This window comes from Nostoc sp. LEGE 12447, assembly GCF_015206985.1.
GTDB lineage: Bacteria > Cyanobacteriota > Cyanobacteriia > Cyanobacteriales > Nostocaceae > Nostoc.
Genome location: NZ_JADEXT010000025.1, coordinates 29,868 through 45,673 on the forward strand (window position 1 = coordinate 29,868; position 15,806 = coordinate 45,673).

12 protein-coding genes are annotated in these 15,806 nt (G+C 43.9%); 5 read left to right on the forward strand and 7 right to left on the reverse strand.

Going from position 1 to position 15,806, the window contains the following annotated elements:
* Positions 1-232: 232 nt before the first annotated feature.
* Positions 233-1,204 carry a DUF362 domain-containing protein gene (locus tag IQ274_RS22690; RefSeq protein WP_194143504.1) on the reverse strand — a complete coding sequence of 324 codons (972 nt, stop codon included), beginning with the start codon at positions 1,202-1,204 and terminating at the stop codon, positions 233-235.
* A 104-nt stretch (positions 1,205-1,308) separates the two neighbouring features.
* The gene (locus IQ274_RS22695) at positions 1,309-2,730 is read right to left on the reverse strand and encodes an aspartate ammonia-lyase (protein ID WP_163927408.1); all 1,422 of its coding nucleotides are present in this window, start codon (positions 2,728-2,730) and stop codon (positions 1,309-1,311) included.
* 144 nt (positions 2,731-2,874) lie between these two features.
* On the opposite strand from IQ274_RS22695, the gene pgsA reads away from it, so the two are divergent.
* The 3 genes from pgsA to IQ274_RS22710 all read left to right on the forward strand — a co-directional run bounded on the left by pgsA (position 2,875) and on the right by IQ274_RS22710 (position 4,670).
* Positions 2,875-3,402 carry a CDP-diacylglycerol--glycerol-3-phosphate 3-phosphatidyltransferase gene (gene pgsA, locus IQ274_RS22700; protein WP_163927407.1) on the forward strand — a complete coding sequence of 176 codons (528 nt, stop codon included), beginning with the start codon at positions 2,875-2,877 and terminating at the stop codon, positions 3,400-3,402.
* A complete protein-coding gene (locus tag IQ274_RS22705) occupies positions 3,386-3,622 on the forward strand; it encodes a type II toxin-antitoxin system HicB family antitoxin (protein ID WP_194143505.1) in 237 nt (78 codons plus the stop codon). Before pgsA ends, IQ274_RS22705 begins: the two co-directional genes overlap by 17 nt.
* 130 nt (positions 3,623-3,752) lie before the next feature.
* Complete coding sequence (locus IQ274_RS22710; protein WP_194143506.1) at positions 3,753-4,670, forward strand: S66 peptidase family protein; 918 nt, start codon at positions 3,753-3,755, stop codon at positions 4,668-4,670.
* Positions 4,671-4,715: 45 nt separating this feature from the next.
* Here IQ274_RS22710 and IQ274_RS22715 read toward each other — a convergent pair whose 3' ends face one another.
* The 3 genes from IQ274_RS22715 to petH all read right to left on the reverse strand — a co-directional run bounded on the left by IQ274_RS22715 (position 4,716) and on the right by petH (position 8,445).
* Positions 4,716-5,426 (reverse strand): class I SAM-dependent methyltransferase, encoded by a 711-nt coding sequence (locus IQ274_RS22715; protein ID WP_163927404.1) that lies wholly within the window; start codon positions 5,424-5,426, stop codon positions 4,716-4,718.
* 173 nt (positions 5,427-5,599) lie between these two features.
* On the reverse strand, positions 5,600-6,886 hold the full coding sequence (locus tag IQ274_RS22720) for a homoserine dehydrogenase (protein WP_163927445.1): 1,287 nt from the start codon (positions 6,884-6,886) through the stop codon (positions 5,600-5,602).
* A 245-nt stretch (positions 6,887-7,131) separates the two neighbouring features.
* Complete coding sequence (gene petH, locus IQ274_RS22725; RefSeq protein WP_163927403.1) at positions 7,132-8,445, reverse strand: ferredoxin--NADP reductase; 1,314 nt, start codon at positions 8,443-8,445, stop codon at positions 7,132-7,134.
* Between the two features lie 1,217 nt (positions 8,446-9,662).
* Between petH and IQ274_RS22730 the strand changes: the two genes are divergently transcribed.
* Positions 9,663-10,667, forward strand: coding sequence for a phosphoribulokinase (locus tag IQ274_RS22730; RefSeq protein WP_012409283.1), 1,005 nt, complete (start codon positions 9,663-9,665; stop codon positions 10,665-10,667).
* Between the two features lie 348 nt (positions 10,668-11,015).
* Positions 11,016-12,290, forward strand: coding sequence for a methionine adenosyltransferase (gene metK, locus IQ274_RS22735; protein ID WP_163927402.1), 1,275 nt, complete (start codon positions 11,016-11,018; stop codon positions 12,288-12,290).
* A 464-nt stretch (positions 12,291-12,754) separates the two neighbouring features.
* Here the strand turns inward: metK and IQ274_RS22740 are convergent, their stop codons facing one another.
* Together IQ274_RS22740 and IQ274_RS22745 are read right to left on the reverse strand one after the other, a co-directional pair.
* Positions 12,755-14,161 (reverse strand): family 2B encapsulin nanocompartment shell protein, encoded by a 1,407-nt coding sequence (locus IQ274_RS22740; RefSeq protein ID WP_194143507.1) that lies wholly within the window; start codon positions 14,159-14,161, stop codon positions 12,755-12,757.
* A gap of 207 nt (positions 14,162-14,368) precedes the next feature.
* Positions 14,369-15,775: a family 2B encapsulin nanocompartment shell protein gene (locus IQ274_RS22745; RefSeq protein WP_194143508.1), complete on the reverse strand. Its 1,407-nt coding sequence runs from the start codon at positions 15,773-15,775 to the stop codon at positions 14,369-14,371.
* Between the last annotated feature and the right edge of the window lie 31 nt (positions 15,776-15,806).

Here is a 15,806-nt window from a genome sequence, read left to right on the forward strand (position 1 = left end):
CAGGCGTATCAGCTAAAAAAACCGCCACTAAATATAATAGGGCGGTCTGGTTAAGCAATCGGAGGGTAATTACAGATTACTCTGCTAATAATTGAAATTGCTGTAACGAAGTTTGCATTAGATTGGGCATTGGGCATGGGAAGAGGCAGAGGGAAATGAAGAAGCAGGGGAGCAGGGGGAAAAGGGGAAACTTTCTCCCCTGCTCACTTGCTTCTTCACCAGTTACCAGTTCTTAGTTCCTTCCATAAACACTAATTGGTTCTTTGATAAATCGGGTATAAAGATGCTTAAAGGTAGACTTAATTACGCGGGGCATACCAAAATCAATGGGCATCAACTTGTCTGGTAACCGCCAATCTTCTATTTTTAATAAGTCAGGATTTAAATGTGGAAACTCTATGTCAGCTAGTTCTGGACAAACTCCTAGCCTTTGAGAAGCTGCAACTGTGGGCACTTGTTCAGGAGGAACATTGAGGATTTCTACCATTGCCCGATCTAAAGCAAATATATCTGATGCGGCTGCTAAAATTCCTAGTTGGCGAGGTTCACCATTACTAGGGCCATTTCCTTCATGACCAATGATGCCATCTAATATGGTTAAGTTAGGGTTAATAGCCCTAGCAGTTTCTATTAACATTTCACCAAATCTATTCGCATCTTTTCCGGCTTCCATGTGCCACCAAGCTTTCATTTTACCTGGGACGCAACCAAACAAGTTTTTTACGCCCAGTGTCAATGTCAACTGGGCATGGGATTTAACTTTAGGTAGATTAATTACTACATCTGCTTCCATTGCTTCTTTAGACAGTCGCAGATGGTTAAAGTTATCACTAATTGTTTGGTAACGCTGACCTTGAAAATCGATGATGGGAAGATTGAGTTCTTCTAAAATAGGCAGATAGCCGTTTGCTATTGCTACGCCCTTGGCACTACCAAAAGCAGGACTATCACCCAAAAAGGGTTTACCGCCAACTTCAATTACCATTTGGGCAACTTCGTAAACTAGTTCGGCACGGGTGATACACTCTTTACCAGGACGCGACCCTGTAAGTAGATTGGGTTTGAGTAAAACACGATCGCCTTTTTTCACAAATGCTGCTATTCCTCCAAAAGGTTCTAGGAGAATTACTAAGGATTCTCGTAAAGCCTCTCGTTCATAAGATGTAGCCCGAATGAGACTAACAGATGGTTTTTGAGTCTGCATAGATTAGGGAATGGGGAATGGACAATGGGGAAGAAGCAAGGGAGCAGGGGGAGAAGAACTATTAATTATTGTCCAATGCCCAATGCCCAATTCCCCATAATCTATTATTCTGTTTTGAGCGGTAAGATACCACTCATTTGTTCTAGATTTAACACTGTGGCTAAGTCTGTTTCACTCATTAATCCCCGTTCTAGAACAATTTGCCGCAGGGATTTACCAGTTTCTAAAGATTCTTTGGCGACAGCAGCAGCGTTTAAGTAACCGATGTGGGTATTTAGTGCGGTTACTAAAGCTAAACTGCCTTCGGCATAAGCTAAACAACGTTCTTGATTTGCAGTAATTCCCTCGATGCAGCGTTCGGTGAGTGCAGCGATGGTATTACCCAGAATTTCGATGCTGTGAATCAAGTTATAGGCAATTAGTGGCATCATCACATTTAATTCTAATTGTCCAGCTTGTGCGGCTAATGCGATCGCACTGTCGTAGCCCATCACCTGAAAACAAACCATTGATGTCATCTCTGCCATGACTGGGTTATATTTCCCTGGCATAATCGAGGAACCGGGTTGCACTGGGGGAAGTTGAATTTCTTTCAAACCAGTTTTTGGCCCCGAATCCATCAGTCGCAAATCATGAGATATTTTGACTAAATCCTGCGCTAAGTTGCGTAAAGCACCGGAAACATTTACAAATGGGGCCATACTCTGCATGGCTGCCATAAGATGGGGTGCAGGTTCTAAAGGAGTGTCAATCAATTCTGAGAGAACCTCTACCACACGGGCGCGATAAAGAGGATGAGTATTTAACCCTGTTCCGGCTGCACTACCTCCCAAACCCAGCACCATCAAATCACCAGAGGCGGTGTAAATCCGGTTTTGATGTTCTGCAAGAATTTGCGCCCATGCGCGAAAATTTTCACCCAAACGCACGGGTACAGCGTCTTGTAAGTGGGTTCTGCCAGATTTGACGATATCTTGAAATTCTACAGCTTTGTTTTCTAAAGATGCGATCGCACTATCTATTGCTGGGTGTAATGTCTTGGATAATGCCAATAATCCACCAATCCGAATTGCGGTCGGAATCACATCATTGGTAGACTGTCCATAGTTAACGTGATCGTTAGGACTAACACGTTTATAATTGCCCTTTTCTTCACCCAGAATTTCTAAGGCGCGATTTGCCAAAACTTCGTTGATATTCATGTGGTGAGATGTTCCAGCACCCGCCTGATAAACATCCACGACAAATTGATCTCGGAACTTCCCAGCTAGGATTTCATCAGTTGCTTGCACAATCGCCTGACTAATATCTTGAGGAATGCAATTCAGTTCTCCATTGACAATTGCCGTAGCTTTTTTAATGATTAATCCAGCATCTACGTAGGTAGCTAAAGGCTTGATGCCGCTAATGGGGAAGTTTTCGATTGCTCGTAGCGTTTGAATGCCGTAATAAAAGCTACTAGCAATTTGGCGATCGCCCATCGAATCGCGTTCGATGCGAAATTGAGAGTCTGTGTGTTCAGTCATAGTATTGTTTTAAGAGAGCTACAGAAAACAGATTTTCCCACGCAGGCACACTCAGATACACTAATCTGCATAGATTTTGCATATTTGTTTGGCTGCTTGTTGCTTTACAGTTGTTAATTTTGAAGTTGATTTTTTGAATTCCCTATGACCATACCCAACTGGATTACCTTCTCTCGCCTATTGGGGATACCATTTCTGCTTTATGGTTTATATAATCCCACACCTGAAGCTCAGTGGATATGTTTGGCGATTTTTCTCGTTGCTGCATTGACTGATTGGTTAGATGGCTATTTGGCACGGAAACTCAACCAAATTAGCGAGTTGGGTAAGTTTCTCGATCCCTTAGTGGATAAACTTCTAGTACTTGCGCCGTTGCTGGTTTTTATTGAACTAGGAAAAGTGCCAGCTTGGGGAGTGTTTTTGATTTTAGCGCGAGAATTAGCGATCGCTGGTTGGCGGGTGAATCAAACGACGATTACGGGGGCGAATATTTGGGGTAAACTCAAAACTGTTAGTCAAATAGTTGCGATCGCACTTTTGATTGCGCCTCTGGGTGAAGTGTGGCGAACTCCCTCTTTGCTTGCCTTTTGGATTTCTGTCGCCCTGACTTTAATCTCTGGAGGTATTTATCTTCTACCGCAAAAAGCTAGGACTAATGAAACGGCAATATAGTATTGTAATTCAGTGGTCTAATGAAGATAAAAAGTACATTGTCAGCTTACCTGAGTTTGGCCCATACACACATACTCATGGAAATACCTACGCGGATGCTCTCAATAATGGTGAGGAAGTGCTGGAACTTTTGATTGAAGATTACCAAGCACAAGGAAAACCATTACCAGATCCTTTGACTGCTAATGTTTCCTTTCAGTTTGTGCAATCCTCACCGTAATTATAGGAACACTCAATAATTTCAAAAATAATTCAATAAAATTTGATCGGAGTTCTAAGATATAGTCTTTATTCTTAACCTCTTGTACAGACGCGATGAATCGCGTCTCTCCTCACCCCTAACTTTTTTCATGCCATCTAAAACCTTACCACCGCCCCTGAAACCTGGAGACTTACTGCGAGTAATTGCCCCTAGTGGTGCTTTGCGAGAATTTGAGGCATTTGAACGGGGTTTAGAAATTTGGCGATCGCGTGGTTATCGCATAGAAATCAGTCCTCAGATAGATGACAAATGGGGTTATCTGGCAGGAAGAGACGAAAGCCGCCGTCAGCAATTAGCAGCAGCATGGCAAGATCCTGATTGTTGCGGTATTCTCTGTTCTAGAGGTGGTTTTGGCAGCACCCGTATTTTAGAAGATTGGAGTTGGCAACAAAATTCAGCCCTTCCCAAGTGGCTTATAGGCTTTTCTGATATCACAGCTTTATTGTGGAGCCTTTATATAGCAGGAATTTCCGGCGTTCATGCTCCTGTGCTGACGACTTTGGCAGATGAGCCAGATTGGTCAGTTGAGCGATTATTTGATTCGGTAGAAGGTCGTCCTCTCTCACCTCTCAAAGGTTGCGGATGGGGTGGCGGCGTGGTGACTGGTACTTTGCTAGCAGGTAATCTCACCGTTGCTACTAACCTTTTAGCTACACCAATCCTGCCACATCTGGATGGTGTAATACTGGCGTTAGAAGATGTCACAGAAGCACCTTATCGCATCGATAGAATGCTGACACAATGGCGTTTGAGCGGTGCTTTGTCTCAAGTCTGCGGTATTGCTTTAGGCGGTTTTACTCGCTGTGAAGCGCCGCCAACTGTGTCTAGCTTTAGTGTAGAAGAAGTATTGCGCGATCGCTTGGGTGATTTAGGTATTCCGATTGTCTCTGACTTACCTTTTGGTCACGATAGTCCCAATGCAGCTTTACCAGTGGGTGTAGAGGTAACTTTAGATGCGGATGCGGGAATACTAGCGATGCCTACGGCGACAAACTACGCGCCATAGTTTACCGCAAATATTCCATCACCTAGATTAGTCTCAAAGATTAATTTACTTCTCTATTACAACTAAATAATCCCGATCCAAATAAAAGTTTTTTCCATTTGGACTGGACTCTTTAATTACTGTCATTTGCGCCTTTTCTATTAACCACTTAATTGCTTCTGGTGAAGTGGGTTGATACAATATCTCATCATTATCGTATGCAGCAAACCTTGCCCAACCATTTGGTGTAGTTATATTAGTGGTATGAATAAAAGCCTTTCCACCTGACTTGAGAGTTGCATAAATACCGTTTAAGTATTTCCAAATTGTTTGTAAATCTAAATGTACAAATACATCGAATGAATATACAAAATCAAATTTTTCGCTAAACTCAGGTTCAAATTGAGGATTTTTTATTAAACGAAACTCTATTTGAGGATATTCCATAAGCGCTGCTTCAGCATTATCTAGCATTTCTTGTGCTATGTCGAAACAGTATAATTTTTTGACGTTTTTAACTACTTTTGCGGCAATCCTACCACCACCAACACCTATTTCTGCAACTGTACTGTCTTGAGAAATAAACGGTGTAATATACTCACTCACAATATTGACTGCATCTTCTACTGTCGCCCATTCATCACCTAAATAATTGACGTAATTATCTCTTTCATCATCTGTAATTTTTTGATTACCTAGAATAACTTGAGATTTATCCCATGTTTTGGCATAATTGTTCCAGAATTCTTTATTAATTTCAACGTTGGATGGCTGCATTGGTAAATCCTGTTAGTTGTAGCGGTAATATCTAAAGTCATAGGGCTAACCTCACGCATGAGTGAGGTTTGTTCTTGATTTTAGCAAGCACAGACGTAAAAAAAGAGCTAAAAAAATTACGTATTTTAGCTTATGGAAACCCCTGAAAGCGATCGCTCGCTAAAATATTAATCTCAAAGTACACGCAGTAAGCTGGGAATGCTTTCAATCGCTGACAAATCCCGGATTTCTGCCAAAGCTTGCCTAAAATTGCCTTCCCGCACATCATGGGTAACAACCACAATTTCTGCTAGTTCCCCTTGAAAGCCAGTTTGGACAATTGACTCTAAGCTAACGCCATAGTTACCAAAGCAAGTCCCCAATTTCCCGATAACTCCCGGTTGGTCATTGGTAAGGAAACGGGCATAAAACCGAGTTCTCAATTCTACCATCGGCGCAATTTCGCAGTATTCCTGATGCCGACAAGTTAATAATGGATTTGCAACTGCTGTATTGGTTTTGAGGACAGCAACTAAATTTAAGATATCTGATGTAACAGCACTGGCGGTTGCACCAGCACCAGCACCGGGGCCGAAAAACATCACTTGCCCGATGGGTTCTCCTTCGACAAGAATGGCATTGTAAACGCCGTTGATGCTAGCCAAAGGGTGAGCTTGGGGCACTAAAGTCGGATGAACTCTGACGGAAAGTGGTGATGAGGGAGTATCACGTTTAGCGATCGCTAACAATTTAATCACAAATCCCAATTTTTCAGCGTAGGCAATATCTGTTTTGCTCACTTGCCGAATGCCTTCGGTATAAACATCTTGTAGGTTGATGCGTCCACCAAAGCTTAATGATGCGAGGATGGCAATTTTATCTGCTGCGTCTAAGCCATCAACATCGGCTGTAGGGTCAGCTTCAGCATAACCCAAACGTTGGGCATCAGCTAAGACATCGCTGAAGTTGCTGCCTTCTGTTTGCATCCGCGTCAGGATGTAGTTAGTTGTACCGTTTACAATGCCTGTGACAGTGTGAATGCGGTTAACACTCAAAGACTGCTTTAGGGGTTGAATCACCGGAATCCCACCACCCACAGCAGCTTCTAGCATGACGTATACGCCGGCTTGATTGGCAGTTGTGAAAATTTCCGCCCCAAAGCGGGCGATCGCTGCTTTGTTGGCGGTGACTACGTGCTTACCATTACTCAAAGCTTTGAGAATTAGCGATCGCGCCGGCTCCAGTCCGCCCATCACCTCGACAACTATATCTACCGCCGGATCGTTGACAATGGATTCTAAATCTGTAGTTAAGACTTCTGTAGATAATTCTACTGCCCGAGGTTTATCGAGCGATCGTACTCCCACCCGATAGATTTCTATCTCTTGTAACAACGGGTGCCGTCCAGCCTTATCTTGCAACAACTGCACTGTCCCCGTTCCCACAGTGCCTAATCCGAGTATTCCTAGTTTCACACCCACAATTTTTGCACCCAATTTATTCTTTAAGTGCTGAGTGCTGAGTGCTGAGTGCTGAGTAGTTATTAGTATTTAGTACTTGACCACACAGAACTGAGAACTCTTTCCTCAGCTATTTACAATATTCATAACAAAACAATTGTAGGTAGAGCGTTTGCCCTACCTACTGATTATCCTGCTTCCTTTGTCATTTGTCCTTCGTCCTTTGTCTAAAACTAATGACTAATGACCAATGACTAATGACTAAATTAGTAAGTTTCTACGTGCCAGCGACCGGCTTTCTTTAGTTGCTTCTGGTAATCACTCCAGGTTACGCCTTCCTTAGCAGCAGCAGCAGTTAAGGCTGCATCAATACCTTCTTCCATACCCCGCAAACCGCAGATGTAGGTGTGAGTTTTTTCATTTTTAATCAACTGCCACAATTCATCAGCATGTTCTGCTACGCGGTCTTGAATATACATTCTACCGCCTTGGGGATTTTTCTGTTCGCGGCTAATGGCAGCAGTTAGGCGGAAGTTATCAGGATATTTTTGTTGAATTTCTTCCAGTTCTTCCTTATATAAAAGGTTTGGAGTTGTTGGTACGCCAAATATCAGCCAAGAGAATCCTTTAAATTGGTATTCTGGGTTAGCGGCTCTTTCCGCATCTTTAAACTGCCGCCACAGATAAGCCCGCATAGGAGCAATACCTGTTCCAGTCGCCATCATAATGACATTAGCTTCAGGATCTTGGGGTAACAACATTTCCTTACCCACAGGCCCTGTAATTTTTACCTCTGCCCCTGGTTCCAAGAAACACAGGTGTGTAGAGCAAACACCGTAGACTGTTTCGCCAGTTTCTGGGTGCTTATACTCCAACTGGCGGACGCACAGTGATACTGTCTTATCATCTACATCATCGCCATGACGAGTTGAGGCGATGGAATACAGTCTCAGTTTCTCTGGTTTACCGTTTTTGTCTAATCCTGGTGGAATAATCCCAATACTTTGACCTTCTATATACTTCAAATCCCCACCAGATAGGTCAAATTTAAGGTGTTGAACAATACCAATACCACCTTCTTTAACTAGTGGTTCATTAGATATTACCTTGCCAATAAACGGAGCATTGGGACGGTAAGTGTTAACAGGAACGTCACCGTGGTCTTTTTTGGCTTTCGCTTGAGTCATGGTGTTGCCTTTCTTGTCCTTGTTCTGTTCTTCAGCACTATGAGTATTTACAGGTGTGGCTTTACCATTCCCTTCACTGTTAGCAGTTTCCCCAGATTTAGCTAATTCGCTGACAACGCTTGTAGCATTCCCAAATGAGGCTTTACCATTAACTGGCTCTAGAGCATTTATATGCTGGATGCTAACAATTGTGCCGCCTAGACGAGTGATACGTCGCATTTCTTGATTCATGCGGTTGTAAGGCACTCTGATGAACACACTGCCACTTTTCCGAATTGGGTAGTTAGTTTGATCAGTTTCTTCGCTCTGACGCAAACCCACTACTTCATAAACGAAGACGCGGCTACCTAATTCTGTGTTGGCAGCACCCTCAACAGCACCTTGATTGTACATTCTTTCTACCACTCCGATAATTTACTTAACCGTTTTTCAAAAAAAACTATTCCTATCCCATGCCAGCTTTAGTTTACCGGATTTTCGTTTCACAAAACTGGCTCTCAAGGAAAAACGGCATCATTAAATTAATGCCTTGCTAAGTACACTCACCAAAGACATGCAGGCATAGCAAAAAACACACCTGTTCACCTTCTAAGGTAAATGATAAGTCTTGTGGAGAATGTTAATAATGAGTCAATTTAATCTTTTTTTTGTTAACTACCACCCACATCAGCGAGATAGTTTTTTACTTGACTACCCAACGAGCAACTCACAATAGCAGATATTGATAGGAGAACTAGTTTGATTGGTGGAAGCTACCACTCAGTTGACCTCCAAAATTTGCCGTTGTGTTTACTTACTTCGAGGACTTAAATCGGGGAATACCAATCCCGGAAAGTTTTCTTTCCGTTGGTTTTCATTCACCAAATCTACTGCTCTCTCGAAATGTTGTTAGCTATATTTTATGACCTGTCTAGAGATAATTACATGAATATTACAACTTCAGCTACAAACATAGCAATCGAGAGAACCGTGATTTAAGTAACTATAATAAGTTTCACTTGATGTGAAAAATCTGTCAACCTCTATTCAGTACTTTGCCATAACCCAAACGCTTGTATTTGACCATATACATAAATTTACAGCCAATAATTTGACTAATGCGAGTTGTTGGCTCATTCGTTGGGTAGATTTTTGCTTTGAATATCTTAAGTATTGTCGAGTAGGAATTACAATTTAAGAACACAAAGGAAATTCGCGGCAATGCGACAATAATAAATTATACCTAATCATCTTAATTATATAGAGTCACAAGTAGCAGTCTAATAAAGTTGCAAAGCTGATGGGCAGTACTGATCCCCATTTTTAAATTAACAACTAAATGATCTAAAAATGATTCATGAACCACGCTAATTCTTCTTGACAGTAATCTTGTATGGGATACCCCCTTCTGTTAAAATCAAATATACCACTAGGATTAAATACTTACCGGCACCAACATTCAGGCTAGTCCGACGAGTAGCAACTTAATTACTTTGTTGCCTACCCGCTTGGTGTCTTATAGATGTGCTAGGTAGCAAGAACGCAGGATAAACCAAAGAGGTAAACTCCTGGCTTCAGAATCTGCTGTGTGAAAAAATATTGACACAATTTTAGTATTTTAGAGGGGATTTATGACAAGTAAGCCGGAACGCGTGGTACTGATTGGAGTAGCCGGAGACTCTGGGTGCGGGAAATCTACGTTTTTGCGTCGTTTGATAGATTTGTTTGGTGAAGATTTGATGACAGTCATCTGCTTAGATGATTATCACTCCTTGGATCGCAAACAGCGTAAAGAAACTGGGATAACGGCACTAGACCCCAGAGCAAACAATTTTGACCTAATGTATGAGCAAATTAAAACGCTCAAAAGTGGTCAAGCAATTGATAAGCCGATTTACAACCACGAAACTGGCTTAATCGACCCGCCAGAGCGGGTAGAGCCGAATCACATTATAGTTGTTGAAGGACTGCATCCTTTATATGATGAGCGGGTGCGATCGCTAATCGACTTCAGTGTTTATTTTGATATTAGCGATGAAGTCAAAATCGCCTGGAAAATCCAGCGAGATATGGCTGAACGCGGTCATCGCTACGAAGATGTCTTAGCGCAAATCAATTCCCGCAAACCTGACTTTGAAAAGTTTATCGAACCACAAAGAGAATTTGCTGATGTAGTTCTCCAAGTATTACCCACCAACTTGATCAAAAACGACACAGAGCGCCGAGTCCTACGAGTACGTATGCTCCAACGGGAAGGTAAGGAAGGCTTTGATCCAACCTACCTATTTGATGAAGGCTCAACAATTAATTGGACTCCCTGTGGACGCAAGCTGACCTGTTCTTATCCTGGTATGCAACTATACTACGGTTCAGATGTTTACTACGGTCGCTATGTCTCAGTACTAGAGGTAGATGGTCAATTTGACAACTTGGAAGAAGTAATTTATATCGAAACCCATCTCAGCAATACATCCACCAAATATCAGGGTGAATTGACTCATTTGTTACTCCAGCACCGTGAGTATCCAGGTTCCAATAATGGTACTGGTTTCTTCCAAGTACTTACAGGTTTAAAAATGCGTGCTGCCTATGAGCGTTTGACAGCTACGGAAGCAAAGCTAGCGGTTCAGGTTTAAAAACAGCAGTACTTGTGTCAAAGTTTGTGGGGGCGCTTCTGGGTGCCCCTTTTTTTGTGTTATTAAATACATTTAGTCTACGAAATAATTACCATAAATTTATTTTTTTTACAGATACTTACCTTATAGTGAGTGGTTTTTATCAATATCAACAAGATACTAACTACTGAAGTATAAATATTGTTATGATTTCATAAATTAATGTGAGTTCGACGGCTCCTAGGAAACTAAATTGTTTCTCTCAAGGCATAACGAATGCCGTTCGTTGGAAGCACACGTTAAATTTAGGTAGTTGAACTGAATACCACATTTAGTCAGCAAAAAAACTCAAGTCAGGAGGAATTTGCTTTGTCTCGTCGATATCTATTTACCTCCGAGTCAGTAACCGAAGGTCATCCAGATAAAATCTGCGATCAGATTTCTGATACCATTCTGGATGCCCTACTAACACAAGACCCTAGCAGCCGTGTCGCTGCTGAAGTAGTAGTTAACACTGGTTTGGTGCTAATCACTGGTGAAATAACCACCAAAGCAAATGTGAATTTCGTCAATCTCGCCCGTAAAAAAATTGCCGAAATTGGCTATACCAATGCTGATAATGGCTTTTCTGCTAACAGCACCAGCGTTCTGCTGGCTTTAGACGAACAATCACCTGATATTGCCCAAGGTGTTAACACCGCTCAAGAAACGCGCCAGCAAGATAGTGATGAGCTATTCGACAAAATTGGTGCGGGCGATCAAGGTATAATGTTCGGTTTTGCCAGTAACGAAACACCAGAACTGATGCCCTTACCCATCAGTCTCGCCCACCGCATTGCTCGCCGATTGGCAGCAGTTCGTAAAACAGGCGAATTGTCATACCTGCGTCCTGACGGTAAAACCCAAGTAACTGTGGTCTACGAAGATGGGCGGCCAGTAGGTATTGATACTATTCTAATTTCCACTCAGCATACAGCCACTATTGGGGAAATTACGGATGAGGCGGCTGTACAAGCCAAAATTAAACAAGACCTCTGGTCGGCGGTAGTCGAACCTGTTTTTGGCGATATTGACATTAAGCCTAACGATCAGACGCGTTTTTTAGTTAACCCCACTGGCAAATTTGTCGTTGGTGGCCCTCAAGGAGACTCTGGTCTAACAGGACGGAAAATAATCGTTGACACCTACGGTGGTTATTCACGACATGGTGGCGGCGCTTTTTCTGGCAAAGACCCCACGAAGGTAGACCGTTCTGCGGCTTATGCAGCTCGCTATGTGGCGAAAAACATTGTCGCTGCTGGGTTAGCAGAAAAAGTTGAAATCCAGCTATCTTATGCAATTGGTGTAGCACGACCAACAAGCATTTTGGTAGATACCTTTGGCACTGGCAAAGTGGATGAAGAAACCTTACTGGAATTAATCAACAAACACTTTGAACTGCGTCCAGCAGGGATTATCCATACCTTCAACTTACGTAACTTACCAAGTGAACGAGGCGGACGTTTTTATCAGGACGTCGCGGCTTACGGTCATTTTGGGCGGGCTGATTTAGACTTGCCTTGGGAACAGACCGATAAAGCCGAATTGTTGAAGCAAGCAGCAAACGAGTCACTTTCGGCAGTAGTTGCTCAAGCACTAACTTAGACTTATACGCGACTGCAAAAACTTAGTTTATATATCTGAGGGTATAGGCAACTTCAAAAATTGCCTATACCTTTATTTCTCTTTCAATTGTCGCACGAAAGGTGGGAGTATCCCCAATACTTATCGGTTAAGGGGAAAAGGGGAAGGGGAAAGAAAAAACCTTTAACCTTTAACCTTTACCCAAAACCCAATTCTGAGTTAAAAATGCTTAATCGAGCAGTATTGGGAGTATCCCAACCGTTTTATTGTGTTGCGTTCAGACAAAAATGAGAGAATGAACAAAAGAACCACAAAGAACGCAAAGGTAAGAGGTTTGTAAAGAGCTTTTGTGTCAGTCAAGTGGTTTTTGGAAAAATTGGATGCTCTCCGAAAGCTGAAATTAATCATGTTAAGGTTTTAAGCCAGCACCTTGGATGCTAACTGGTTTTTGGTCATCTCCTTAGTGTCTAGATGCCCGACTCCCCTCAGCGACCGATTTCGACATCTTCAAGGATGCCGAGTGCGTCAGGGACAAGGACAGCTGCGGAGTAGTAGTTTGTAACGAGGTAGGAGATAATGGCCTTTTCGCTGATGCCCATGAATCGGACAGACAAACTGGGTTGGTATTCATCCGGGATACCAGTTTGATGTAAGCCAATCACACCCTGATCTTTCTCACCAGTGCGGAGTATGAGGATAGAACTGGTCTGGTTCTTGGTAATCGGAATCTTGTTACAGGGAAAAATCGGTACATTGCGCCACGTGATTATTTTGCTCCCATCCATATCGATGGTGTCTGGATAGATGCCTTGACGGTTGCACTGGCGACCGAAGGCTGCAATAGTGCGGGGATGAGCCAGGAAGAACCTCGACTTCCGCCGACGGGTGACTAATTCATCAAGGTCATCGGGAGTGGGGGGGCCAGTGCGGGTGTAGATGCGCTGTTTGAGGTCGGCGTTGTGCAACAATCCAAATTCGCGGTTGTTGATCAACTCGTATTCTTGACGTTCCCGCAATGCCTCAATCGTCAGCCGCAATTGTTCTTCCGTCTGGTTGTATGGTTGATTGTACAGATCCGCAACGCGAGTATTCACTCGCAACATAGTCTGAGCAATGCTTAACTGATATTCGCGGGGTGAGAGTTCGTAGTCAACAAATGTTCCTGGTAACGTCGTCTCTGTGCTATGACTGGTTGACAACGCGATCGCAGCTTCTCCATACTTGTTTTGTGGAAGTTCTGCACGAATCCGAAACTGCTCAAGTTGAGCCTGTAAGGCCTGCGACTGGTTGAGCAGTTCCCGAAATGCCTGTTGTGGTAGTGCTAATACGGTGCATCGGGTCACAGCTTTGACTGTGAACTTCCAATTGCTTTCTGAATCCACCAAAACGCGATCGCCAAAATAATCACCGTCAGCTAGCATATCCAATAGAGGCTGCTCGTCATATTTGCCAATACCAATCTTGTTCGCCTTGCCATGTGCAATCAAGAAAAGCTGATTGGCTGGCTGACCTGACTGGACTATGATGTCACCAGGTGCGAACTCCTGCTGAACAAACCGACTTGCCAACGCCCTCAGCACCTCGATGTCTTCAAACCCTCGCAGCAAGGGCAACTCACCGAGTTCTTGGGGAATCACCTGCACCTCGGCTCCGGTGTTGGAGAAACTCAACCGCCCATCACCCACGGTATAGGTCAACCGACGGTTTAGCCGATAAGTGCCACCTTTGGTCTGCACCCACGGCAACATCTTCAACAACCACCTTGAGGTGATTTCCTGCGTCTGTGGTGCAGATTTGGTGGTCGTGGACAAATTACGCGCAGCATCTTTACTCAAACTCAGTTGAGGTTGTCCACTCTCAACATTTAAATTTGATTCAATAAAATCCGTCATCACCCCATCCTCTAGTTACTAATAAAAGTGCATGAAGAGTGCTGAGTTCCATTAGCGGATAGCTAAGGTTTAGCCCGTGCTGAGTTAAAAAACCGCCCACTTTCTTGCGGGGTATCAACAGTCAGCCGTAATTTTTACTCACTCAGCACTCAACACTTAACACTCAGCACTCAGCACTCAGCACTCAATATTCAGCACTCCTGATATTTAGCGCCCGATTTCAACATCTTCGAGGATGCCAAGTGCGTCAGGAGTAAGGACGGCTGCGGAGTAGTAGGCGGTGACGAGGTAGGAGATGATCGCCTTTTCGCTGATGCCCATGAATCGAACAGACAAGCTGGGTTGGTATTCATCGGGGATACCAGTTTGATGTAAGCCGATCACCCCTTGTTTTTCTACACCAGTGCGGAGCAAAAGGATAGAACTGGTGCGGTTATTGGTGATGGGGATCTTATTGGAAGGAAAGATAGGTACGCCGCGCCAAGATGTAACCTGAACGCCGTTGACATCTACGCTTTGTGGATAGAGACCAAGGCGGTTGGCCTCACGACCGAAGGCAGCTATCGTGCGGGGGTGAGCTAGGAAGAATCCCGGCTCTTTCCATACTGTCGCCAACAGTTCGTCCAAGTCATCGGGGGTGGGTGCGCCGCTACTGCTGTAGATTCGTTGTTTGAGGTCGGCATTGTGCAATAACCCGAATTCGCGGTTGTTGAGCAACTCGTGTTCTTGACGTTCCCGCAATGCCTCGATAGTCAGCCGCAGTTGTTCTTCTGTCTGGTTGTACGGTTCATTGTACAGATCGGCTACCCGCGTACTTACTCGCAACACCGTTTGAGCAATGCTCAACTCATATTCCCTGGGTTTGAGTTCGTAATCGGCGAAGGTTCCCGGCAACTCAGCCTCTTGGGGATGATTAGCTGCTAGCTCAATGGCAGCTTCACCTTGAGGAGTCTGTGGTTGGTTCAAGCGGGTGCGGAACTGTTCAACATGGGTTCCTAACGCCTCAGACTGAGCGATCGCCCTCTCAAACGCCACTTGGGGCAGTGACAAAACGATGGTTCTAGTAATCGCCTTGAGGGTGTACTGCCAAGTATCCTCGGACTGCACCACAGTTTCATCGCCGAAATGGTCGCCGTCAGCTAGCACATCAAACACGATCTGCTCGCCATACTTGCCAACACCAATCTTGTTTACCTTGCCACGAGCAATCAGAATCACGCGATCGGCAGGCTGGCCAAGTTCGACGATTACATCATCTGGGGCGTACTCCTGCTGAACAAACTGGTTTGCTAACCCGGTCAACACATCAAGGTTGTTAAACCCTCGCAGCAAGGGCAACTCAGTAAGTTCTAGGGGAATCACCTGCACCGTTGCTCCAGTATTGGTGAAAGTCACTCGCCCATCACCGACGGAATAACTCAACCGACGGTTGACTCGATATGCGCCACCTTTTGTCTGCACCCACGGCAATAACTTCAATAACCACCGCGATGTAATTTCCTGGGTTTGCGGTGCAGATTTGGCTGTTGTTGCCAAATTACGCGCCGCTGCTGTACTTAAAGTTAAATGGGGCTGCTGATCTTCTACCAAATTGGGGTCGTTAGAATACGTCACAACTTAATCCTCCACTTTTTAGTTACTAAAA